The following is a 22,369-nucleotide window of genomic DNA, read 5'->3' as shown; positions in this document are numbered from 1 at the left end:
CGATGCCGGACGAGCGGGGGGCTGGGCGCCGGTGGCCTGGAGGCATGCAAAAGGCCCCGACCGGATGGTCGGGGCCTCAGCGGAGAGTGCTCAGGTCAGCGAGTGACCTTGCCGGCCTTGAGGCAGCCGGTGCACACGTTGAGACGCTTCGGGGTGCCGTTGACGGTCGCCCGGACGCGCTGGATGTTGGGGTCGAAGCGACGCTTCGTGATCTTGCGCGACCACGGTCGGTTGTTGCCGAAGCCGGGCTTCTTGGCGCAGATGTCGCAGACGGCAGCCACCGTGTACTCCTGGAACGATCGGGATCAGAACGAAGGGCCCGCTGGGCGGGCAACCGCACAAGAGTATCCGATGCCCACCCCGAGCCCGAAATCGAGCAGCGGCCACTAGGGTTCGGCGTCATGGAGGCGACCCCCCGTAGCGGTGCGATCACTCTAGGGGTGGTCCTCCGGTTCGTGGACATCGCCACCGACGCGCTCGCCGGCGCGCGTGAGGAGATCGACGCCCTCAACGTCTACCCGGTGCCCGACGGCGACACCGGCACCAACATGTTCCTCACCGTCTCCGCCGCCCGCGACGCCGTGCGGGAGCAGACGGGTGGGGACCCGGGGGCAGAGCTCGGGCCCGCGCTGACGGCCTTCGCCCGCGGGGCGCTGCTCGGCGCCCGCGGCAACTCCGGGGTGATCCTCAGCGAGATGCTCGGTGCGATCGTCCGCCGGATCTCCGCCGCACGTCCCGACGAGCGCAACGCCCAGGTGATGGCCGACGCGCTCCGCAGCGCGACCGAGGCCAGCTATGCCGCCGTCGGTACGCCGGTCGAGGGCACGATGCTCACCGTCACCCGGGCCGCCAGCGAGGCGGCCGCCGTCGCCGCCGCGGCGCCGAGGGCGCGGGCGCGCGACGTCTTCACCGCCGCGGCCGCCGGCGCCCGCGAGGCGCTCGCCCGCACGCCCGAGCAGCTGCCGGCCCTGGCCGAGGCGGGCGTGGTCGACGCCGGCGGACGCGGGGTCAGCGTGATCCTCGACGCCGCCGAGACCGTCCTCACGGGGCGCCGCCCCAGCCCGGTCACCTCGCCGATCGGCAGCCGGCACATCCCGATCCCGCAGCAGGCGACCGAGGGCGACCTGAGTCCCGACGGGCCCGCGTACGAGGTGATGTACCTCCTCGACGCCGACGACGCGGCCGTCCCCGGCCTCCGGTCGACCCTCGCGGGCCTCGGCGACTCCCTCGTGGTCGTCGGCGGCGACGGCCTCTGGAACGTCCACGTGCATGTCGACGACGTCGGCGCCGCGATCGAGGCCGGCATCGTCGCCGGCCGCCCCTACCGGATCCGGGTCACCCACTTCGCCGAGCAGGTGGAGGAGGCGCGCCGGCGCCCGGCCGCGACGCGCGTGGGCCGTCGGGTGGTCGCGGTCGCCGCCGGTCCCGGCCTGCGCGCGCTCTTCGAGGAGGCCGGCGCCGTGGTCGTCGACGGCGGCCCCGGCCGGCGTCCGTCGACCGGGGAGGTGCTCGCCGCGATCACCGAGTGCGCCGCCGCCGAGGTGATCGTGCTGCCCAACGACCCCGACTCGATGCGCGTGGCCGAGATCGCCGCCCGGACCGCCGAGGCCGACGCCGACGGCGCCGTCCGCGTGGCCGTGATCCCCACCGAGGCCCAGGTCACCGGACTGGCCGCGATCGCCGTGCACGAGCCCGGCCGCGCCTTCGCCCAGGACGTCCTCGAGATGACCGCCACCGCCCGGCACGCGCGCCAGGGCGCCGTCACAGTCGCGGCGCGGCAGGCGATGACGATGGCCGGCCCGTGCGAGCCCGGCGACGTCCTCGGCGTCGTCGCGGGCGACTTCGCCGTCGTCGGCTCCGACCTGTACGCCGTCGCCGTCGACGTGCTCGACCGCCTCCTCGGCGGCGGTGGCGAGCTGGTCACGATCGTCGCGGGCGGCGAGGACGCCGAGGGGTCGCTGGCCACCCGCTGCGCCGGCTGGGTCGAGGACCGTCACCCGGCTGTCGACGTCGTGGTGTACGACGGTGGCCAGGAGCGCTACCCGCTCCTGATGTCGGTCGAGTGAGGGGGCGCGCACGGTGATCGGTCTCGACTCGCCCGTCGGCGCCGTCCTGGGGGACCACAAGAAGAAGAGCGACGCCATCGAGGAACGGCTCGGCATCAGGACCGTCGGCGACCTGCTCCACCACTTCCCGCGCCGCTACATCCGCACCGGCGAGCTGACCCGCGTCGACGGTCTGCACGAGGGGGAGATGCTCACCATCTCGGGCCGGCTCGGCGAGCCCGAGCTCAAGCCCTACAACGACCGCCGCACCGGCCGCACGGCCTACCGCGTCGAGACCGAGGTGTACGCCGACGGCGCCCGGCTCCAGATGTCCTTCTTCGCCAAGTCGCGCGGCGTCGCGGAGTGGAACCAGCGCCGGTTGGCGGAGGGCCGGCGCGGGATCTTCCTCGGCAAGGTCGGCCGGTTCCGCAGCACCTGGCAGCTCACCAACCCGCAGATGGTGCTCTTCGGCGACGGCGGCGAGGACCTCGCCGAGCTGTCCCTGGACGCCCTGCGCGCCTTCTACCCGATCTACCCACTCACCAAGAGCGTCGACTCGTGGGACCTCCAGAAGGCCATCGCGTTCGCGCTCACGGTCGTCGACGACGTGCCGGACCTCCTGCCCGCCGAGGTCCGGGAGCGCTACGACCTCCTCGACGCCCGGCGTGCGCTGGAGCTGATCCACGCGCCGAACGACTACGCCGAGATCACCCGGGCCCAGCAGCGCTTCCGGTTCGAGGAGGCGCTGGTCACCCAGCTCGTGCTCGCCCGGCGCCGCCGCGAGGTGCACGCCCTCGGCGCCCGGTCCCGCACCGGCGGGGGTGGGCTGCTCGCCGCGTTCGACGAGCGGCTCCCCTTCGAGCTCACCGCCGGGCAGCGCGAGATCGGCGCGGAGATCGAGGCCGACCTGGCCCAGGACCACCCGATGAACCGCCTCCTCCAGGGCGAGGTCGGCTCCGGCAAGACCCTCGTCGCGCTCCGGGCGATGATCCGCGTCGTCGACTCCGGGGGCCAGGCCGCGCTGCTCGCCCCCACCGAGGTGCTCGCCCAGCAGCACCACCGCTCGATCACCGCGATGCTCGGCGACCTCGCGTCCGGTGGCATGCTCGGCGGTGCGGCCGACGCCACCAACGTCGAGCTCCTCACCGGCTCGATGACGAAGGCCCAGCGCACCGCGCCGATGTCGCGGATCGCCACGGGGGAGGCCGGCATCGTCATCGGCACCCACGCCCTGCTCGAGGAGAAGGTGATCTTCGCCGACCTCGGCCTGGTCGTCGTCGACGAGCAGCACCGCTTCGGGGTCGAGCAGCGGGCAGCGCTCACCGACAAGGCAGGAGCGCCGCCGCACGTGCTCGTCATGACCGCCACCCCGATCCCGCGCACCGTCGCGATGACCGTCTTCGGCGATCTGGAGATCTCCACGCTCACCGAGCTTCCGGCGGGCAGGGCGCCGATCCAGACGACGGTCGTGCCGCTCGCGGAGCAGCCGACCTGGTTCGGTCGGGTGTGGGAGCGGGTGCGGGAGGAGGTCGCCAAGGGGCACCAGGCCTACGTCGTCTGCCCGCGCATCACCGGCGACGAGCAGGAGCAGGGCGAGACCGACCAGCTCGACCTCGACGAGGACGACAACCCGGTCACCCGCGACGCCCCGACCGGCGGTCTCGCCGCCGTCGAGGAGGTGGTCGAGCAGCTCGCGTCCGGTCCGCTCGAGGGCCTGCGGGTCGAGCGTCTCCACGGCCGGATGGCGCCGGAGGACAAGGACCGCGTGATGCGTGCGTACGCCGCGGGCGAGGTCGACGTCCTGGTCTCCACGACCGTCATCGAGGTCGGCGTCGACGTCGCCAACGCGACCACGATGGTGCTCCTCGACGCCGACCGCTTCGGCGTCTCCCAGCTCCACCAGCTGCGCGGCCGGGTCGGCCGGGGCGGCCTGCCGGGCCTGTGCCTTCTCGTCTCCCGCGCCGAGGCCGCCACCCCGGCGCGGGAGCGGCTCGACGCGGTCGCCGCCACGACGGACGGCTTCGAGCTCAGCCGGGTCGACCTCGAGCAGCGTCGCGAGGGAGATGTTCTGGGGAAGTCGCAGTCGGGCTACCGCTCGGGGCTGCAGAATCTCCGCGTGCTCCGTGACGAGAAGACGATCGTGCAGGCCCGCGAGGCCGCCGGCGCGCTCCTCGACGCCGACGCCGACCTCGCCCAGGCGCCCGGGCTCGCCGCCGAGGTCGCGCGCCTCGAGGCCTCCGTCCAGGCCGACTTCATGGACAAGTCGTGACCCGGATCATCGGCGGCAGCGCCGGCGGACGGCGTCTGGCCACCCCGCGGGGCGCCGCGACCCGGCCCACCAGCGACCGCGTCCGCGAGGCGCTCTTCTCCGCGATCGAGGCGTGGTGCGGCTCGCTGTCCGAGCTCCGCTTCCTCGACCTGTACGCCGGGTCGGGTGCGGTCGGTCTCGAGGCGTGGTCGCGCGGGGCCGGGGTCGTCACCCTCGTCGAGCAGGACCGGCGCACCGCCGCGCTGGTCTCCACCAACGCCCGGACCATCGGCTTCGCCCGGGCCGACGTCGTCGCCGCAGGCGTCGCGCCGACGCTCCGCAAGACCCCGAGCGCGCCCTACGACATCGCCTTCCTCGACCCGCCCTACCCGCTCACCGAGCCCGAGCTCGCCGCCGACCTCGCCGCCCTGGCCGAGCACGAGTGGCTGGTCCCGGGCGCGCTGGTGGTCGTCGAGCGGTCGGCGCGCAGCCCCGAGCCGGTCTGGCCGGAGGGGTTCGCCGAGGTGCGCTCGCGTCGCTACGGCGAGACCACGCTCTGGTACGCCGAGTCACCCGCCGCGACCCGGTAGCCAGCCGGTAGCCTCCACGCCATGACGCGCGCCGTGTGCCCCGGTTCGTTCGATCCGGTGACCAACGGTCATCTCGACATCATCCGGCGGTCGGCCCGGCTCTTCGACGAGCTGGTGGTCGCGACCGGCACCAACCCCTCCAAGGGTCGGCTCTTCGACCCCGACGAGCGGATCGAGATGCTCCGCCAGACCTGCGCCGACATCCCGAACGTGACCGTGCGCGGCTTCACCGGCCTGATCGTCGACTTCTGCCGCGAGATCGACGCGACCGCGATCGTCAAGGGCCTGCGCGGGGGCAACGACTACGAGTACGAGCTGCCGATGGCGCAGATGAACGCCCACCTCACCGGCGTCGAGACCGTCTTCCTCACCACCAACGAGTCGTGGGGCTACGTCTCGTCCAGCCTGGTCAAGGAGGTCGCGTCGTTCGGCGGCGACGTCTCCGCCCTCGTCCCGGCGGCCGTCCACGCACGCCTGGTCGAGCGGCTCGCGGAGCGCCGGTCCTGACCACCCGCGGCGGCCCCGGCCGCGTCCTTTTGCCCGGCCCACCGCCGACCGGTACGCTTCTCGCTGATCTGTTGTGCCTGAATTCGGAAGTAGAAACCTGAGCAGCCTGGACCCGAGAGCGCCGCTCGTGCTCGACACCCGCGAGCTCGGCCGCCGCCCGGGGTCCCAGCGTCAGGTGAAGCGGACGGTTCCGGCACCGGCAGATCTGGGCATCGAAGTCCTCCGTGTCCCGGAAGGCTCGCCGGTCGAGCTCGACCTGCGGCTGGAAGCGGTCATGGAGGGTGTGCTGGTGACGGGCGAGGCTTCGGCCGAGCTCGCCGGTGAGTGCGCGCGGTGCCTGGATGAGATCACCGACGAGATCGTGGTCGACTTCCAGGAGCTGTTCGTCTACGAGGACCATCACGACCCCTCCGAGGAGGACGACGAGGTCAGCACGCTCGAGGGAGACCTGGTCGATCTCGAGCCTCTGCTGCGGGACGCGGTGGTGCTCGCACTACCGTTCCAGCCGCTGTGTGAGGACGACTGTCCCGGGTTGTGCCCCGAGTGTGGGGTCCGGCTCAAGGACGACCCCGACCACACGCACGAGGCTGCGATCGACCCGCGGTGGGCGGGGCTGACCGCCCTCCAGCAGGACCAGCAGGACCAAGACTGACGACATGACCGGGACATCCCCGGTCGCGGTATGAGGAGAGAACAGTGGCTGTCCCGAAGCGGAAGATGTCGCGCAGCAACACGCGTCACCGTCGTTCGGCCTGGAAGGCCGTCGCCCCGACCCTGGTGACCTGCGCGAACCCCGCCTGTGGTGCCAAGCACCTGCCGCACCGTGCGTGCGGCGAGTGCGGCCAGTACGGCGCGCGCGCCGACCGTCGTCAGGTCCTCTGACCGGTCCCGGTCCGCTGACCAACTACGCCGAGCTGCGCACCGCGCTCGGGGACCCTGTGCTGGACCCCGAGCTGCTGGAGCGTGCGCTCACGCACCGTTCGTACGCCTACGAGAACGGCGGCCTGCCGACCAACGAGCGGCTGGAGTTCCTCGGTGACTCCGTCCTCGGGGTCGTCGTCACCGAGACGCTCTACCGCACCCACCCGGACCTCTCCGAGGGCCGGCTGGCCAAGCTGCGCGCGGCGGTCGTCAACGCCCGCGCCCTGGCCGAGGTCGGCCGGGGCATCGGCGTGGGCTCCCACGTCAAGCTCGGGCGCGGCGAGGAGTCGACCGGAGGTCGGGAGAAGGCGTCGATCCTCTCCGACACCGTCGAGGCCGTGATCGGTGCGGTCCACCTCTCCGGCGGCTTCGAGACCTCCGCGGTCGTCGTGCACCGCCTGTTCGACCCGCTCATCGAGGCAGCCTCCGCGCTGGGCGCCGGCCTCGACTGGAAGACCTCCCTGCAGGAGCTCTCCGCGGAGCACGGTCTCGGTGTCCCCGAGTACGTCATCGAGGACGACGGGCCCGACCACATGAAGACCTTCACCGCGCAGGTGCGCGTCGGCGACGGGCTCTACGGCAACGGCGTCGGCCGCTCCAAGAAGGAGGCCGAGCAGGCCGCCGCGGAGACGGCGTACGGCGAGATCGCGGCGAACCTCGGCGTGGTCGACCCGGCCACCGACGCCGCCGCCCACTCCGCCCGCAAGGCCTGACGGCCACCCGGACCCGTCCGTGCCCGAGCTGCCCGAGGTCGAGGTCGTCCGGTCCGGCCTCGAGCGTCACGTGGTCGGCGCGACCATCACTCGCGTCGACGTCCTCCACCCGCGTCCCGTGCGCCGCGACGTCCGCGGCCCGGCCGGCTTCGCCGCCGCGCTGGTCGACCGCCGGATCGTGGCGGCCCGGCGCCGCGGCAAGTACCTCTGGCTGCCCCTCGACAACGGCGACGCCCTCCTCGGTCACCTCGGGATGAGCGGCCAGATCCTGGTCCAGCCGCCCGACGCGCCCGCGGAGCGGCACCTGCGGGTCCGGTTCGCGCTCGACGGCGCCGACGAGGGCCGGGAGATGCGCTTCGTCGACCAGCGGATGTTCGGCGGCCTCTCCGTCTCCGCCGGTGGCGCCGAGCTGCCGTCGGAGATCGCGCACATCGCGCGCGACCCGCTCGACCCCGAGTTCGACGAGGACCTGTTCGTCCGCAAGGTCCGCAAGCGCACCAGCGGCGTGAAGCGCCAGCTGCTGGACCAGGGCCTCGTCTCCGGCGTCGGCAACATCTACGCCGACGAGGCGCTGTGGCGCGCGAGGATCCACGGCGACCGACCCGGCGACCGGCTGTCGGCGACGCAGGTCCGCGAGCTGCTCGGCCACGCCCGCGACGTCATGGTGGCGGCGCTGGGGGAGGGCGGCACCTCCTTCGACGCCCTCTACGTCAACGTCAACGGCGAGTCCGGCTACTTCGACCGCTCGCTGCACGCCTACGGTCGCGAGGGTGAGCCCTGCGACCGCTGCGGCGCGCCGGTGCGCCGGATCGCGTTCATGAACCGCTCGTCGTACTTCTGCCCGGTGTGCCAGCCCGTGCCACGGAGGCGTCGTACGACGGTCACCCAGGGTTTGTCCGTCCCAGATTGACCGGGGCGCCCGCTGGTGGGACTCTTGAAGACGGCCGCCGTCGCGGTCCATTCCCCGCAAACCCGGAAGGCTCATCCATGGCCAAGGCGCTGATCGGATACATGAACAGCGACCTGCGGACCCCCGCCCTCGTAGCCGACAACAGCCGGCTCCGTGCGCGTGTGGGCGAGTTGGAGGCACTGGTCCTCCGTCTCTCCGAGGAGAACGACCGGCTCGTCGCGGCCCAGGCTGCCGCGCTCGACCCCGAGAACGCCTCGATGCAGGAGATGCAGCCCGCCTGAGGCGGGCCGCCACCCGAAGTAATCCGTTCGCCAGCAGGCAGCGGCCCGACTAGCGTCGGGCTCTTGTGAGCCGCCTGCTGGAGATCGTCGTCCCGGGCCGTCTCGGCACCGGTTTCCGCTGGCTGCTGGTCTCGTCGTGGGTCAGCAACCTCGGCGACGGCTTCGCCCTCGCGGCGGGGCCGCTGCTGGTCGCCTCGCTCACCGACGACCCCGGCCTCGTCGCGCTCGCCGCCCTCGTGCAGTGGCTCCCGCCCCTGGTCTTCGGGCTGTACGCCGGGGTCCTCACCGACCGGCTCGACCGACGGTTGATCGTGGTGACCGTCGACCTGGCCCGGGCCGTCGTGCTCACCCTCCTGGTCCTCGCGATCACCACCGACGTCGTCTCGATCTGGGCCGTCCTGCTCGCGCTCTTCCTGCTCGGCACCGCCGAGGTGTTCGCCGACAACGCCGCGGCCACGTTGGTGCCGATGCTCGTGGCCCGCGACGACATCGCCCTGGCCAACTCGCGGGTGATGGTCGGCTTCGTGACCCTCAACCAGCTCGCCGGGCCGCCGATCGGCGCGGCCCTCTTCGCGGCCTCGACCGCGGTGCCGTTCGTGGCGCAGGGCGTGGTCGTCGTGTTCGGCGCGATGCTGATGTGGCGGATCGCGCTGCCGCCCCACGGGCGCGACCCGGAGCGACGTACCCACGTCCGCCAGGACATCGCCGAGGCATTCCGGTGGGTGCTCCACCACCCGGCCGTGCGCACGCTGGTGCTGACGATCTTCGTCTTCAACGTGACCTTCGGTGCGGCGTGGTCCGTGCTCGTCCTCTACGCGACGCAGCGCCTCGGGATGGGCGCGGTCGGCTTCGGCCTGCTGACGACCGTCTCGGCGGTCGGCGGCCTGATCGGTACCCTGTCCTACGGCTGGATCACGCGACACGTGAGCCTGGCCGACCTGATGCGGATCGGCCTGGTCTTCGAGACCTTCACCCACCTGGCGCTCGCGGTCACCACGACGCCCTGGATCGCGATGGTCATCTTCTTCGTCTTCGGCGCCCACGCCTTCATCTGGGGGACCACCTCGATCTCGGTCCGCCAGCGCGCCGTGCCCTCCGAGCTCCAGGGCCGCGTGGGCAGCGTCAACCTGGTCGGCACCTACGGCGGCCTGGTCGCCGGCTCCGCCGTCGGCGGCGCGCTCGCCCAGCACTGGGGCGTGACCGCGCCCTTCTGGTTCGCCTTCGCCGGCTCCGCGCTCTTCGTGGTGCTGATCTGGCGCCAGCTCACCCACATCGCCCACGCCGACGACGCCCCGGCTCCCGCGTCGGCCTGACCCGGCGGGAGCTTCGTGCGGGAAGCGTGGGCTTCGTCGGGGAACCCCTCGGTCGGGCGTGCACGTGGGGATTGGTCACCAACCCCATGTCCGACGGCCTCCCGGACCAGGTTGGTGACCAATCCCCATCAGACGGGTCAGTGCAGGGCGGCGTCCTCGCGGGCCCGGCGAGGGAGCAGGAAGGCGACCAGGAACGCGGCGATGCTGAGTGCGATCGAGACCGAGAGGACCATCCGGGTGGCGTCGTTCCAGCCGCCGTCGGGGATCCACTCGAAGTAGAGGGTGCCGATCACGGCGACGCCGAGGGCGCCGCCGAACTGCTGCACCGCGTTCAGGACCCCGGAGCCGGTGCCGACCTCGCGGTCGTCGAGGTCGGCCAGGATGATGTCGAAGAGCGGCGCGAAGATCACGCCGGAGCCCAGGCCGATCACGAGGAACATCGGGGCGACGTCCCACCCGGAGAGCACCGAGTTGGCCGAGCCGATCGTCCAGGCCAGCCAGGCGGTGCCGAGGGCGCCGACGACGAGGCCGCCGTGGAGCACCCGCCGGCCGAGCTTCGGGCCGAGCGCGGCGCCGGAGAGCGCGGCGCCGATGGCCATGCCGAGCGCCCACGGCGTCATCGCGAGGCCGGTGTGCAGCGGCTCGAAGCCCTGGCCGAGCTGCAGGAAGAGGTTGACGGTCAGCATCACGCCGTTCATCGAGACGAAGAAGACGCCGATGAAGAGGACGCCCGCGACGTACCCCCGGTGCCGGAAGAGCGAGGGCTCGACGACCGGGTGGGAGCTGCGCCGCTCGCTCACCACGAAGAGGGCGAAGACGACAGCCGCCCCCGCCATCATCGCGAAGCACCACCACGGCCAGTCGTGCTCGCGGCCCTGGACGAGCGGGTAGATCAGCAGCGCCGACGCGATCGTGAGGAGCAGCGCGCCCCACGGGTCGAGGCGGGCGTCCGGGTCGCGGGGTACGTCGGGGAGGTAGCGCCAGGCGAGGACCGCGCCGACCAGGCCGACCGGCACGTTGATCAGGAAGATCATCCGCCAGCCGGTGCCGAAGAGGTCGGCGTCGAGGAGGACGCCGGCGATGATCGGGCCGAGGACCGCGGCGAGACCCATGATCGGGCCGAACGGGATGAACGCCTTCTGCAGGTCCTCGGGCGCGAAGGACTGCTTCACCATCGCCAGCCCCTGCGGGATCATGGCCGCGCCGAAGAGCCCCTGGAGCACCCGCGCGCCGATCAGGAAGCCCGCGCTCGGCGCCAGCCCGCAGAGCAGCGAGGCGAGCGTGAAGCCGACCATCCCGAGCAGGAACATCCGGCGCCGGCCGACCAGGTCGCCCAGCCGGGCGGAGGTGACCAGTCCGATCGCGAAGGACATCGTGTACGCCGCGAGCACCCACTGCAGGGTGCTTGCGCCGGCGTCGAGGTCGGCCTGGATCGAGGGGCCGGCCAGGTTGGCGATGGTCGCGTCCAGGAGGTCCATCACGTCGGCGACGATGACGACCGCCATCACCATCCAGCGGAAGCGGTAGCCCCGCTCGTCGTACCGGTCGCGGCGCTCGGCCGGACGAACACTGTTCGTAGTCACGAACACTGTTCTAGAACCGAACGGTGTTCGTGTCAAGGGCTACAGTGGCGGCATGGTCGAGAAGCGGGAGAAGTCGTGGCAGGCCGGCCCCCTGCGGATCCGGGTCACGCTGCCGGGCGACGAGCCGGCCGGGCCGAAGGAGCGGCTGACCGTCGACCGGATCGTCGACGCCGCCATGTCGCTGATGGCCGAGAAGGGGTACGACGCGGTCTCGATGCGCTCGCTCGCGAAGGAGCTCGGCACCGGCCCGGCCTCGCTCTACGCCCACGTGGCGAGCAAGGAGGAGGTCGACCAGCTCGTGCTCGACCGGATCGGGGCGGAGCTCCACGTCCCGGCCCCGGACGCCGACCACTGGGACGAGCAGCTGCGGCAGGTCCTGCGCGACATGCTCGCCCTCTACCGGCGGCACCCGGGGTCGGCCCGCGCCGCGATCGGCATGATCCCCACCGGCATGGGCGCGCTGCGGACCATGGAGGGCATGCTCGCGATCTGCGACGCCGGCGGCATCTCGCCGCAGGCCTCGGCGTGGTTCTGCGACCTGGCTGCGGCGTACGTCAGCGCGATCGCGGTCGAGGAGGCGATCTGGGTCCAGCGCGACAACACCACGGCCTCCGGCGACGACCCCGACCACACGGCGCTCGACGAGCAGCTGCGGGCGTTGATGGAGTCCCTCCCGGCTGCGGAGTTCCCGCTCGTGACGAGCCGCGCCGGCGTGATGACCGCCGGCGACGGGGACGACCGGTTCGAGTTCGGCGTCGCCGTCCTGGTCGCCGGGCTGGCGGCCGTGTCGGAGAAGTACCGGTGATCCCACCCTTCGGGGGTGCCTCCGGGTATCGTGTGGCCCGCTGAGCTTCCCCCTTGGCTCGCTGCGATGATGCAGCCTTCGTCCTCAGCGACGAGACAAGCCGAACCCGATAGCTGGGAGCCAGACGTTGTACCTGAAGAGCCTGACCCTCAAGGGGTTCAAGTCCTTCGCCTCCTCGACCACGCTTCAGCTCGAGCCCGGCATCACGTGCATCGTGGGCCCCAACGGCTCCGGCAAGTCGAACGTCGTGGACGCCCTCGCCTGGGTGATGGGTGAGGCGAGCGCCAAGTCGCTGCGCGGCGGGAAGATGGACGACGTCATCTTCGCCGGCACCTCGGGCCGCCCGCCGCTCGGCCGCGCCGAGGTCGTGCTCACCATCGACAACTCCGACGGCGCCCTGCCGATCGAGTACGCCGAGGTCACGATCAGCCGCACGATGTTCCGCAGCGGCGGCTCGGAGTACGCCATCAACGGCAGCCCCTGCCGGCTCCTCGACGTCCAGGAGCTGCTGAGCGACTCCGGCATCGGCCGCGAGATGCACGTCATCGTCGGCCAGGGCCAGCTCGACACGATCCTGCACGCGACCCCCGAGGACCGCCGCGGCTTCATCGAGGAGGCCGCCGGCGTCCTCAAGCACCGCAAGCGCAAGGAGAAGGCGCTCCGCAAGCTCGACTCGACCGACGGCAACCTGACCCGCCTCGGCGACCTGCTCAGCGAGATCCGCCGCCAGCTCAAGCCGCTCGGTCGCCAGGCCGAGGTGGCCCGCCGTGCCGCGACCGTCCAGGCCGACGTCCGCGACGCCCGCGCCCGGCTGATGGCCGACGACCTCGTTCTCGCGCGCACCTCGATGGCGCAGGAGATGGCCGACGAGTCGATCCTGGTCGAGCGCCGCGAGCAGGTGGAGACCGCGGTCGCCCGGGGCCGCGAGCAGGAGGCCGCCCTCGAGGCCGCGCTCCGCGAGGACCTGCCGGCGCTCTCGCAGGCGCAGGAGACCTGGTACGGCCTCACCGGCCTCCGCGAGCGGCTCCGCGGCACCCAGTCGCTGGCCGCCGAGCGGGTCCGCAACGCCGCCGGCACCTCCGAGGTCGAGGAGGCCCGCTCGGGCCGCGACCCCGAACAGCTCGAGGCCGAGGCCGCCCAGGTCCGCCAGCAGGAGGAGGCGATCGCCGCCGAGGTCGACGCCCACCGCACCGGCCTGGAGCAGGCCGTCGCGGCCCGCCGTACCGCCGAGGACGCCGCAGCCGAGGAGGACCGTCGCGTGGCGGCCCTCCAGCGCGCGGCCGCCGACCGCCGCGAGGGCCTGGCCCGGCTGCACGGCCAGGTCAACGCGCTCAAGTCCCGCGCCGCCGCCGCCGACGAGGAGGTCGGCCGCCTGACGCTGGCCCGCGAGGAGGCCGTCGCCCGCGCCGACCGCGCCCAGCGCGACTTCACCTCGCTCGAGACCAAGGTCGCCGGCCTCGACGCGGGGGAGGAGGGCCTCGACGCCGAGCACGAGGCGGCCTCCGGTGCCCTCGACGACATCGAGGAGCGGCTCGCCAAGGCCCGCGACGAGGCCCTGCAGGCCGATCGGGACCGGACGGCCCTGGCCGCCCGCAAGGACGCCCTCGAGATGGGCCTCAACCGCAAGGACGGCGCCGGGGCGCTGCTCGCCGCGAGCGACCAGGTCTCCGGCCTGCTCGGCTCGGTGGCCGCGCTGCTGACGGTCCGCCCCGGCTTCGAGGCCGCCGTCGCCCACGCGCTCGGCTCCGCCGCCGACGCGGTCGCCGTCGTCGACGCCGGCGCCGCGGTTCAGGCGATCGAGCACCTCAAGGGCGACGACCTCGGTCGCGCCGGGCTGCTGCTCGGCGGGGGACCGGCGCTCGACCGTGACTGGCCGTCGCTGCCCGCGGGCGCGACGTACGCCGTCGACGTGGTGGAGTGCCCCGACCAGCTCGCGTCCGCGCTGACCCGGCTGCTGCACAAGGTCGCGGTGGTCGACGACCTCGACGCCGCCCGGTCCCTGGTCGCCGACCTGGCCGACGTCACCGCGGTCACCCGTGAGGGCGACCTGCTCGGCGCCCACTTCGCCTCGGGCGGCTCGTCCAGCCAGCCCAGCCTGATCGAGGTCCAGGCGGCCGTCGACGAGGCCGCCGAGCAGCTCGCCGAGGCGATCGCGTCCTCCGAGCGGCTCGGCTTCGACATGTCCCGTCTCGAGAGCGAGCGGCTCGAGGCGCAGAAGCGCGTCGACGTCGCGCTGGCCAAGCTGCACGAGTCCGACGCGACGCTCGCGGCCGTCGCCGAGGAGCTCGGGCAGTACGGCTCCCAGGCCCGCGCCGCCCGCGGCGAGGCCGAGCGTCTCGCCCAGGCGATCGAGAAGGCCGAGGAGGCCCGCACCCAGGCGGTCGCCGGCCTCACCGACCTCGAGACCCGTCTCGCCAGCGCCGAGGAGGCGCCGGAGGAGGAGCCCGACACCAGCGTTCGCGAGGGGCTGGTCGACGCGGCCCGCGCCGCTCGGCAGGCCGAGACCGACGCCCGCCTCGCGCTGCGCACGTCCGAGGAGCGCGCTCGCGCCATGCACGGCCGCGCCGACGGCCTGGTCCGGGCCGCCGAGAAGGAGCGCGAGGCGCGGGCCAAGGCCGCCGAGCGCCGCGAGCGGCTGATCCGCGAGGGCAGGGCGGCCGAGGCCGTCGCCGTCGCCGTCGGCTACGTGCTGGCGCGCCTCGAGGTCTCGATCCACCGTGCCGCCGAGGCGCGCACCGCCGTCGAGCAGGCCCGCTCCGGTCGCGAGCAGGAGCTGCTGACGGTGCGCGCCTCGCTGCGCGAGCTCGGCAAGGAGCACGACGAGCTGGTCAGCTCCGTCCACCGCGACGAGATGGCCCGCGCCCAGCAGCGGATGCGCATCGAGCAGCTCGAGGAGCGCGCGCTCGAGGAGCTCGGCATCGACGCCGACTCGCTGGTCGCCGACTACGGCCCCGACCAGCTGATCCCCTTCACCGGCGAGGTCGCGGAGGGCGAGGAGACGCCCGAGCCGGCCCCCTACCGCCGGGAGGAGCAGCAGAAGCGGCTGCGCACCGCCGAGCGCGGCCTGCGCGAGCTCGGCCGGGTCAACCCGCTCGCGCTCGAGGAGTACTCCGCGATGGAGGAGCGGCACCGCTTCATCACCGAGCAGCTCGAGGACCTCAAGAAGACCCGCAAGGACCTCCTCGACATCGTCAAGGAGGTCGACCAGCGCGTCGAGCAGGTCTTCACCGAGGCGTACGCCGACGTCAGCCGCGCCTTCGACGCCACTTTCGCGCGGCTCTTCCCGGGTGGCGAGGGCCGCCTGGTCCTCACCGACCCCCACGACATGCTCGCGACCGGCGTCGAGGTCGAGGCCCGGCCTCCGGGCAAGAAGGTCAAGCGGCTCTCGCTGCTCTCCGGTGGCGAGCGCTCGCTCGTGGCCGTGGCCTTCCTGGTGGCGCTCTTCAAGGCGCGTCCCTCGCCGTTCTACATCCTCGACGAGGTCGAGGCGGCGCTGGACGACACCAACCTCGGCCGCCTGCTGGAGATCTACGAGGAGCTGCGTGAGAACTCCCAGCTGCTCGTCATCACCCACCAGAAGCGCACGATGGAGGTCGGCGACGCGCTCTACGGCGTGACCATGCGCGGCGACGGCGTCTCCGCGGTGATCAGCCAGCGCCTCGAGCGGGCGTCGGCCTGACGGCCGCGCGGCACCCGGAACCCTCGTGCGGCCCCTACCGAAGCGGACGGACTACGTGGCGTGGCGGACCGTCACGACGCGCTGGCGTGACGACGACGCCTACGGCCACCTCAACAACGCCACCTACTACGAGCTCTTCGACACCGCGGTCAACGCCCACCTCTACGAGGCGACGGGCGTCGACGTACGCCGGCTGCCGCAGATCGGCGTGGTCGCCGAGACCGGCTGCCGCTACTTCCGCGAGCTCGGCTTCCCGGCGCCGATCGAGACCGGGCTCGTGGTCGACAAGGTCGGCCGGTCGAGCGTGATCTACCGGATCGGGCTCTTCCAGGGGGAGGGCGACGAGGCGGCCGCCGAGGGGCGTTTCGTCCACGTCTACGTCGACAACACCGACCCGGCCCGGCCGGTGACCGCCATGCCCGACGTGATCCGCGCCGCAGTCGAGCCGCTCCTGCGTGCCTGAAGCGGCCCGTCACCGGGTACGTGCCAGGGTGGACAGCAGGTCCGCACTCGGGAGGTAAGTCCGTGCTCGTCATGTTCATCGTGCTGCTCGTCGCACTCGTGCTCGCCGGTCTGGTGGCGGTCTACGTCGCCTACCCGCACCGCGGGGAGGAGGTCCCGGCGGCGCCGTGGCTCGGCGAGGCCATGACCAAGGCCGTCGACGCCGCCCCGGTGCTCGAGGAGCACGAGCACGCCGAGCACCGGCGGTCCGCCTGACTCTGATTGGATTGAGCCATGGGTGACTGGCTCTACCTGATCATCGCGATCGCCGTCCTGGCGGTCGCTCTCGTCGTCGGCCTCGTGGTCGGCCGAGGCCGGAGGACGCCGCCTCCGGTCGCACCACCGGCGCCGGCCGCCCCGACCGCGCCCGACCTGTCGCCTCCCGCCGGCACCGACGTCGCCGAGCCGGTGGCCGAGCCGGTCGTCGGGCCGGTCGTCGAGGAGCCCGCCGCCCCGGTGCTCGAGAAGCCCGAAGGCACCGCCTCACGGCTGGTCCGCCTGCGGCAGCGGCTCGCCGGCTCGCAGAGCGGTCTCGGCCGGGGGCTGCTGGCGCTGCTCTCCCGCGACCGGCTCGACGAGGACACCTGGGAGTCGATCGAGGACACCCTGCTGACCGCCGACGTCGGCGTCACGCCCACGCAGGAGCTGGTCGACCGGCTGCGCACCCGCCTGCGGGTCGAGGGCGGCTCCGAGGAGCCCCGCGCCGTGCTTCGTGAGGAGCTCCTCGCGCTCGTCGGACCGGACATGGACCGCCGGCTCCAGGTCAGCGGCTCCGACGGCAGGCCGGGCGTCGTCCTGGTGGTCGGCGTCAACGGCTCCGGCAAGACCACCACCGTCGGCAAGCTCTCCCGCATCCTCGTCGCCGAGGACCGCTCGGTCGTGCTCGGCGCCGCCGACACCTTCCGCGCCGCCGCCGTCGAGCAGCTGGCCACCTGGGGCGAGCGGGTCGGCGTCGACGTCGTCCGCGGCGCCGAGGGCACCGACCCCGCCAGCGTCGCCTTCGAGGCGGTCAAGGAGGGCGTCGACACCCAGGCCGACACCGTCATCGTCGACACCGCCGGCCGCCTCCAGAACAAGGCCGGCCTCATGGACGAGCTCGGCAAGGTCAAGCGAGTGATCGAGAAGCAGGCGCCGGTCACTGAGGTGCTCTTGGTCCTCGACGCGACCACCGGCCAGAACGGCCTGATCCAGGCCCGCGTCTTCAGCGAGGTCGTCGACGTCACCGGCATCGTCCTCACCAAGCTGGACGGCTCCGCCAAGGGCGGCATCGTCGTCCAGGTGCAGCGCGAGCTCGGCGTCCCGGTCAAGCTCGTCGGGCTGGGCGAGGGGGCCGACGACCTGGCGCCCTTCGACGCCGGCGCGTTCGTCGACGCGCTGCTCGGCTGACGAGCCCAGTTCGCCCGCGGCTCAAACGCCGTTGCCGCGTCCGTAACACCGAAGTAACAAACCCGTGGATCTCGTTTCCTGACCGCAACACGGCACGGTGAAGGTCGAAACCTCGACCTCCGAGTGTGTTCGCGAATGGGGCGGACCCCGGAGCAGACAGCGCGGTCGCTGCCGTACCCGCCCTCCCGAGATGTGATTCCTGGAGGTTCCGTGGACGGCTATTACGCCTGGATGATCGTGGCGACAGCCCTCGTCCTGATGATGACGACTCCTGCCCTTGCCCTGTTCTACGGCGGCATGAGCCGGTCGAAGTCCGTGCTCAACATGATGATGATGTCGTACCTGTCACTCGGCATCGTCGGCATCGTGTACGTCCTGTGGGGCTGGTCGATGTCCTTCGCCGGCGACGACGTCGGCACGCTGTTCGGCAACCCGTTCGACGCCTGGGCCCTGAAGGACGTCGACTGGGGCTCCTACATCGGCGGCGTCATGTTCCAGATGACCTTCGCGGCCATCACGGTGGCGCTCATCTCGGGAGCGATCGCCGACCGCGTCAAGATGTCGGCCTGGGTCCTGTTCGTCCCGATCTGGGTGACGCTCTGCTACTTCCCGATCGCCCACCAGGTGTGGAGCGGCGTCGGCTTCGTGACCAAGCACTTCCCGGCCCAGGACTACGCCGGTGGCACGGTCGTCCACATCAACGCCGGTGTCGCGGGCCTCGTCCTCGCGCTGATCATCGGCAAGCGGGTCGGCTTCGGCAAGGAGCCGATGAAGCCGCACAACCTGACCCTCACCATGATCGGTGCCGGTCTGCTGTGGTTCGGCTGGTACGGCTTCAACGTCGGCTCGCTCGTCTTCGCCGCCGGTGACGGTGGCGACGCGGACATCGCGCAGTTCATGTCCGAGACCGGCGTGACCTTCCTCAACACCACCATCGCCACCTGCGCGGCCATGCTCGGATGGCTGCTGATGGAGCGGATCCTGCACGGCAAGGCCACCTCGCTCGGCGCCGCGTCGGGCATCGTCGCCGGCCTGGTCGCGATCACGCCCTCGTGCGGCGCGGTCGGCCTCACCGGTGCCATCGCGATCGGTGCGATCGCCGGCATCCTCTGCGCCTGGGCCGTCGGCCTCAAGTACAAGGTCGGCATGGACGACTCGCTCGACGTCGTCGGCGTCCACCTCGTCGGCGGTCTCGTCGGCACCCTGCTGATCGGCTTCTTCTCCTCGGCCGACGCTCCGGGCGGCATCAACGGCCTGTTCTACGGCGGCGGCTTCACGCCGCTCGGCCACCAGTTCATGGCGGCCCTGTGCACCATCGTGTGGACCGGCGTCCTCACCGCCGTCATCGCCTACGCGATCAAGTTCACCCTCGGGTGGCGGGTCTCCGAGGAGGCCGAGGTCGAGGGCATCGACAGCGACCAGCACGGCGAGTCGGCGTACGACCTGCACAGCAGCCTGACCGGCGGCACCTCGGCGTCGTCCGTCATCGCCAAGAGCACCGTCAGCGAAGGGGTGAACGCATGAAGCTCGTGACCGCGGTCATCAAGCCGCACAAGTGGGAGGACGTCCGCGAGGCCCTCGAGACCTTCGGCGTCACCGGCATGACCGTCAGCGAGGTCAGCGGCTACGGCCGGCAGAAGGGCCACACCGAGGTCTACCGCGGCGCGGAGTACGACATCGCGCTGGTCCCGAAGATCCGCATCGAGATCGTCGTCGACGACGACGACGCGGACGACGTCGTCGGGATCGTGGTCAAGACCGCGCAGACCGGCCGCATCGGCGACGGCAAGGTGTGGGTGAGCCCGGTCGACACCGTCGTCCGGGTCCGCACCGGCGACCGCGACTCCGCAGCCCTGTGACACCAGCGCGGCCCGGCTCTCCTGCGGGGGAGCCGGGCCGCGCTGTATCTGCCTCCGACCGGGTACGCCCCCGGTCGGGCATGATCTGCCCCAGCACCCCCGCTCGCCGACCCTCCAGGAGGAGCCCGTGAAGCTCGTGACCGCGGTGATCAAGCCGCACAAGTGGGAGGAGGTCCGCGCCGCCGTCGAGTCGACCGGCGTGACCGGGATGACCGTCAGCGAGGTCAGCGGCTACGGCCGGCAGAAGGGCCACACCGAGGTCTACCGCGGCGCGGAGTACGACGTCACCATGGTCCCGAAGATCCGGCTCGAGATCGTCGTGGCCGAGGCCGACGCGGACGCGCTGGTCGAGACCATCATCGCCGCGGCGTCGACCGGCAAGATCGGGGACGGCAAGGTCTGGGTGACTCCCGTGGAGTCCGTCGTTCGGGTGCGCACGGGCGACCGCGACGAGGCAGCGCTCTGACGCGTGTCTGCTGAGGATCGCGCCCGTCGTACGTCCGAGGCCGACGCGCTCTGCGCCGAGGCCTACCGCACGAGCGGCGGACCGGAGACCGGCGCCGCGCTGGTCGCGGTGGGTGGCTTCGGCCGCAGCGAGCTCGCGCCCTACTCCGACCTGGACGTCGTCCTCGTCAGCGACGAGGGGGTCGACGTCCGCACCGTGGCCGAGCAGGTCTGGTACCCGGTCTGGGACTCCGGCGCCAAGCTCGACCACTCGGTCCGCACGCTGCCGGAGATGGTGGCGGCCGCGGACGGCGACCTGAAGGTCGCGCTCGGCCTGCTCGACGTCCGGCACCTGGCCGGCGACCCGAGCCTCACGCTCCGCCTGCGGACGACGATGCTCGCGAGCTGGCGTCGGACCTCCCGCGACCGGCTCCCCGACCTGGAGAAGATGGTCCGCGCGCGGCACGAGCTGGTCGGCGAGGTCGCGCACCTGTCGGTGCCCGACATCAAGGAGGCCGAGGGCGGCCTCCGCGACGCGACCGTCCTCAAGGCGCTGGTCGCCACCTGGCTCGTCGACGTCCCGCACGTCGAGCTCGAGCACACCCGACTCGCACTGCTCGACGTGCGCGACATGCTGCAGGAGCTGGCGGGTCGCGCCACGGACCGGATCAACCCCGAGCAGTGGAGCGACCTCGCCCACCGGCTCGACCTGCCCGATGCCCGCGCCGCCCAGGTGCACGTCCGCGAGCTCGGCCGCCGGCTGGCCCACCTCTCGCACCTGACCTGGCGACGGGTCGACGCCGCGCTGGCCCGGCCCGCGCCGTACGAACGCGCGCGCAGGCCCGAGCTGACCCCGCTCGGCGAGGGGATCGCGCTCGCCGGCGGGGAGGTCGTCCTCGAGCGTGGCGCCCGGCCCGGGGAGGACCCGGAGCTGCTGCTCCGAGCGGCCGCGCTGGCCGCCGAGCACGACGTCGTCCTCGCGCCCGCCACGGCGGCCCGCCTGGCCCGCGAGACCGCACCGCTGCCGAGCCCGTGGTCCGGTGAGGCGCGTCGGCTGCTGGTCCGGCTGCTCGCCTCCGGACGCGGGCTGCTCCCGGTCTGGGAGACCCTGGAGGAGACCGGTGCGCTCGCGCAGATCCTCCCGGAGTGGGACCGGATCCGGCTCCTCCCGCACGCGTCCGCCATCCACCGCTTCACCGTCGACCGGCACGTCGTCGAGACCTGCGTCGAGGCCAGCGGCCTGATCCGCGACGTCGCGCGTCCGGACGTGCTCATGGTCGCCGCGCTGCTCCACGACATCGGCAAGGGCAGCCTGACCGAGCACAGCGTCGCCGGCGAGCCGATCGCTCGCGAGATCGCGGCGCGGATGGGCTTCGACGACGACGCCGTGGCGCTGGTGGCGCGGCTCGTGCGCTGGCACCTGCTGCTCTCGGAGACCGCGACCACCCGCGACCCCGACGACCCCGCCACCGTCGAGCTGATCACCTCGCGGCTCGAGACCGCCGAGGCGCTCGACCTGCTCCTCGCGCTCACCGAGGCCGACGCCCGCGCGACCTCGCCCAAGGCGTGGTCGGCCTGGCGGGCCGGGCTGATCCGTGACCTCGCGCGCCGGGCGCGCCGGGTGCTCGACTCCGGCGTCGCGCTCCCGCCGATCGTGACCGACGACGTCGAGATCCCGCGCGACGTACGCCGCGGCTCCGCGTCGATCACCGTGGAACAGGTGGTCGACGGCAGCCGGGTGACCGTCATCGCGCCCGACCGGGTGGGACTGCTCGCCGACTTCGCGGCGATGTTCGCGCTGCAGCGGATCCCGGTGCGGGCCGCGCGCGCCTGGGCGCAGGAGCAGTACGGCGTGTCCGTGTGGGAGGTCGAGACCGAGACGCTGGACGCCGCGGTGCTGCGGCAGCGCTTCGAGGCGTTCGTCGACGGGCGCGTGGAGGCGGCGGCCCGGCTGCGCCGTACCAGGGCCGGACAGGCGCTCGCGCCGACCGTCGTGGTGCGGCCGGAGGCCTCCGACCAGGCCACCGTCCTGGAGGTCCGCACCGCCGACCGACCGGGCGTGGTCTTCCTCGTGTGCGCGGCGCTCGCCGACCTCGACATCGCCGTGCGGTCGGCGCACGTCGACACGCTCGGCCCGCAGGCGGTCGACGTCTTCTACCTGCAGGAGGCGCACGCGGGGGTGCTCAGCGAGACCCGGGCCGCCGAGGCCGCCCACGCGGTGCGCGACGCGCTCACCGCGACCGAGGAATCCTGACGCTGTTGCGCTGGAGGTCGACCTTCCAGACGGGGTGGTCCTCGTCGTCGGGGGAGGGAATGATCTCCATCAGGTGACCGTGCTGGTCGAGCTCCTCGTCGGCCCGCGCCTTGCCCGGGTCGAAGACCGACAGACCAGACCCGAACGCATCGACCATCGCGCCGCCGCCCGGCTCCGGGTGGGCTACCAGGTGGGTGCCGATCCAGATCACGCCAGCGAGGAGGAGCACCCCGGCGATCGACGCGAGGGCGACGGTCATGGCGCCAGCGTACGGCGTACGCACACGCCCCGGTTAGGCTTGGGCACTGTCCCGATCGTCCACGCAGTAGG

At 72.7% G+C, this 22,369-nt stretch carries 22 protein-coding genes; 19 read left to right on the top strand and 3 right to left on the bottom strand.

The features are described 5' to 3' along the window. Positions 1 to 95: 95 nt before the first annotated feature. Positions 96 to 281 carry a 50S ribosomal protein L28 gene (gene rpmB, locus K8U61_RS02765; RefSeq protein WP_011756723.1) on the bottom strand — a complete coding sequence of 62 codons (186 nt, stop codon included), beginning with the start codon at positions 279 to 281 and terminating at the stop codon, positions 96 to 98. Between the two features lie 120 nt (positions 282 to 401). Here rpmB and K8U61_RS02760 point away from each other — a divergent pair, with 120 nt between their 5' ends. The 10 genes from K8U61_RS02760 (at position 402) to K8U61_RS02715 (ending at position 9,528) form a co-directional block, all read left to right on the top strand. After that, a complete protein-coding gene (locus tag K8U61_RS02760) occupies positions 402 to 2,066 on the top strand; it encodes a DAK2 domain-containing protein (protein WP_224121434.1) in 1,665 nt (554 codons plus the stop codon). A 13-nt stretch (positions 2,067 to 2,079) separates the two neighbouring features. Continuing rightward, on the top strand, positions 2,080 to 4,314 hold the full coding sequence (locus K8U61_RS02755) for an ATP-dependent DNA helicase RecG (protein WP_224121433.1): 2,235 nt from the start codon (positions 2,080 to 2,082) through the stop codon (positions 4,312 to 4,314). After that, positions 4,311 to 4,883 carry a 16S rRNA (guanine(966)-N(2))-methyltransferase RsmD gene (gene rsmD / locus K8U61_RS02750; RefSeq protein ID WP_224121432.1) on the top strand — a complete coding sequence of 191 codons (573 nt, stop codon included), beginning with the start codon at positions 4,311 to 4,313 and terminating at the stop codon, positions 4,881 to 4,883. Before K8U61_RS02755 ends, rsmD begins: the two co-directional genes overlap by 4 nt. A 21-nt stretch (positions 4,884 to 4,904) precedes the next feature. Beyond that, the gene (gene coaD, locus K8U61_RS02745; RefSeq protein ID WP_224121431.1) at positions 4,905 to 5,390 is read left to right on the top strand and encodes a pantetheine-phosphate adenylyltransferase; all 486 of its coding nucleotides are present in this window, start codon (positions 4,905 to 4,907) and stop codon (positions 5,388 to 5,390) included. Between the two features lie 127 nt (positions 5,391 to 5,517). Next, complete coding sequence (locus tag K8U61_RS02740) at positions 5,518 to 6,042, top strand: YceD family protein (RefSeq protein ID WP_224121430.1); 525 nt, start codon at positions 5,518 to 5,520, stop codon at positions 6,040 to 6,042. Between the two features lie 44 nt (positions 6,043 to 6,086). Continuing rightward, positions 6,087 to 6,272: a 50S ribosomal protein L32 gene (rpmF, locus tag K8U61_RS02735; protein ID WP_081790257.1), complete on the top strand. Its 186-nt coding sequence runs from the start codon at positions 6,087 to 6,089 to the stop codon at positions 6,270 to 6,272. 56 nt (positions 6,273 to 6,328) lie between these two features. Continuing rightward, positions 6,329 to 7,024: a ribonuclease III gene (gene rnc / locus K8U61_RS02730; RefSeq protein ID WP_224121429.1), complete on the top strand. Its 696-nt coding sequence runs from the start codon at positions 6,329 to 6,331 to the stop codon at positions 7,022 to 7,024. 19 nt (positions 7,025 to 7,043) lie between these two features. Beyond that, complete coding sequence (mutM, locus tag K8U61_RS02725; RefSeq protein ID WP_224121428.1) at positions 7,044 to 7,934, top strand: bifunctional DNA-formamidopyrimidine glycosylase/DNA-(apurinic or apyrimidinic site) lyase; 891 nt, start codon at positions 7,044 to 7,046, stop codon at positions 7,932 to 7,934. Positions 7,935 to 8,011: 77 nt separating this feature from the next. After that, entirely contained in the window at positions 8,012 to 8,215 is a 204-nt protein-coding gene (locus tag K8U61_RS02720) for a hypothetical protein (RefSeq protein ID WP_224121427.1), read from the top strand. 65 nt (positions 8,216 to 8,280) lie between these two features. Further along, entirely contained in the window at positions 8,281 to 9,528 is a 1,248-nt protein-coding gene (locus K8U61_RS02715; protein ID WP_224121426.1) for an MFS transporter, read from the top strand. A 137-nt stretch (positions 9,529 to 9,665) separates the two neighbouring features. Here K8U61_RS02715 and K8U61_RS02710 read toward each other — a convergent pair whose 3' ends face one another. Next, positions 9,666 to 11,111 carry a DHA2 family efflux MFS transporter permease subunit gene (locus K8U61_RS02710; protein ID WP_224121425.1) on the bottom strand — a complete coding sequence of 482 codons (1,446 nt, stop codon included), beginning with the start codon at positions 11,109 to 11,111 and terminating at the stop codon, positions 9,666 to 9,668. Between the two features lie 52 nt (positions 11,112 to 11,163). Between K8U61_RS02710 and K8U61_RS02705 the strand changes: the two genes are divergently transcribed. From K8U61_RS02705 to K8U61_RS02665, 9 genes are all read left to right on the top strand, one after another. After that, positions 11,164 to 11,916: a TetR/AcrR family transcriptional regulator gene (locus K8U61_RS02705; protein ID WP_224121424.1), complete on the top strand. Its 753-nt coding sequence runs from the start codon at positions 11,164 to 11,166 to the stop codon at positions 11,914 to 11,916. A gap of 127 nt (positions 11,917 to 12,043) precedes the next feature. Continuing rightward, positions 12,044 to 15,595 (top strand): chromosome segregation protein SMC, encoded by a 3,552-nt coding sequence (smc, locus tag K8U61_RS02700; protein ID WP_224121423.1) that lies wholly within the window; start codon positions 12,044 to 12,046, stop codon positions 15,593 to 15,595. Positions 15,596 to 15,650: 55 nt separating this feature from the next. Continuing rightward, complete coding sequence (locus tag K8U61_RS02695; RefSeq protein WP_224121422.1) at positions 15,651 to 16,058, top strand: acyl-CoA thioesterase; 408 nt, start codon at positions 15,651 to 15,653, stop codon at positions 16,056 to 16,058. 62 nt (positions 16,059 to 16,120) lie between these two features. Then, positions 16,121 to 16,312: a hypothetical protein gene (locus K8U61_RS02690; RefSeq protein ID WP_224121421.1), complete on the top strand. Its 192-nt coding sequence runs from the start codon at positions 16,121 to 16,123 to the stop codon at positions 16,310 to 16,312. 18 nt (positions 16,313 to 16,330) lie between these two features. Further along, entirely contained in the window at positions 16,331 to 17,482 is a 1,152-nt protein-coding gene (gene ftsY / locus K8U61_RS02685; protein ID WP_224121420.1) for a signal recognition particle-docking protein FtsY, read from the top strand. 210 nt (positions 17,483 to 17,692) lie between these two features. Next, entirely contained in the window at positions 17,693 to 19,006 is a 1,314-nt protein-coding gene (locus K8U61_RS02680) for an ammonium transporter (RefSeq protein WP_224121419.1), read from the top strand. Next, entirely contained in the window at positions 19,003 to 19,341 is a 339-nt protein-coding gene (locus K8U61_RS02675; RefSeq protein WP_224121418.1) for a P-II family nitrogen regulator, read from the top strand. The genes K8U61_RS02680 and K8U61_RS02675 overlap by 4 nt, the downstream gene beginning before the upstream one ends. Positions 19,342 to 19,468: 127 nt before the next feature. After that, positions 19,469 to 19,807: a P-II family nitrogen regulator gene (locus K8U61_RS02670; protein ID WP_224121417.1), complete on the top strand. Its 339-nt coding sequence runs from the start codon at positions 19,469 to 19,471 to the stop codon at positions 19,805 to 19,807. A 3-nt stretch (positions 19,808 to 19,810) separates the two neighbouring features. Continuing rightward, complete coding sequence (locus K8U61_RS02665; RefSeq protein ID WP_224121416.1) at positions 19,811 to 22,039, top strand: [protein-PII] uridylyltransferase; 2,229 nt, start codon at positions 19,811 to 19,813, stop codon at positions 22,037 to 22,039. Here K8U61_RS02665 and K8U61_RS02660 read toward each other — a convergent pair. Then, positions 22,017 to 22,298 carry a hypothetical protein gene (locus tag K8U61_RS02660; protein WP_224121415.1) on the bottom strand — a complete coding sequence of 94 codons (282 nt, stop codon included), beginning with the start codon at positions 22,296 to 22,298 and terminating at the stop codon, positions 22,017 to 22,019. The two genes, K8U61_RS02665 and K8U61_RS02660, sit on opposite strands and share 23 nt — an antisense overlap. Positions 22,299 to 22,369 lie beyond the last annotated feature (71 nt).

Origin of the sequence: Nocardioides mangrovi (assembly GCF_020073815.1) — a bacterium.
In the GTDB taxonomy this organism is placed as follows: domain Bacteria; phylum Actinomycetota; class Actinomycetes; order Propionibacteriales; family Nocardioidaceae; genus Nocardioides; species Nocardioides mangrovi.
Note: the sequence above shows the minus strand (reverse complement) of the source record. Positions and strands in the feature narration are given on the sequence as shown.

What these genes read in the sequence shown, in the direction of transcription:
- K8U61_RS02760 (WP_224121434.1), top strand. Translation starts at nt 402, where the DNA reads ATGGAGGCGACCCCCCGTAGCGGTGCGATCACTCTAGGGGTGGTCCTC.
- coaD (WP_224121431.1), top strand. Translation starts at nt 4,905, where the DNA reads ATGACGCGCGCCGTGTGCCCCGGTTCGTTCGATCCGGTGACCAACGGT.
- K8U61_RS02720 (WP_224121427.1), top strand. Translation starts at nt 8,012, where the DNA reads ATGGCCAAGGCGCTGATCGGATACATGAACAGCGACCTGCGGACCCCC.
- K8U61_RS02705 (WP_224121424.1), top strand. Translation starts at nt 11,164, where the DNA reads ATGGTCGAGAAGCGGGAGAAGTCGTGGCAGGCCGGCCCCCTGCGGATC.
- ftsY (WP_224121420.1), top strand. Translation starts at nt 16,331, where the DNA reads ATGGGTGACTGGCTCTACCTGATCATCGCGATCGCCGTCCTGGCGGTC.
- K8U61_RS02675 (WP_224121418.1), top strand. Translation starts at nt 19,003, where the DNA reads ATGAAGCTCGTGACCGCGGTCATCAAGCCGCACAAGTGGGAGGACGTC.
- K8U61_RS02660 (WP_224121415.1), bottom strand. Translation starts at nt 22,298, where the DNA reads ATGACCGTCGCCCTCGCGTCGATCGCCGGGGTGCTCCTCCTCGCTGGC.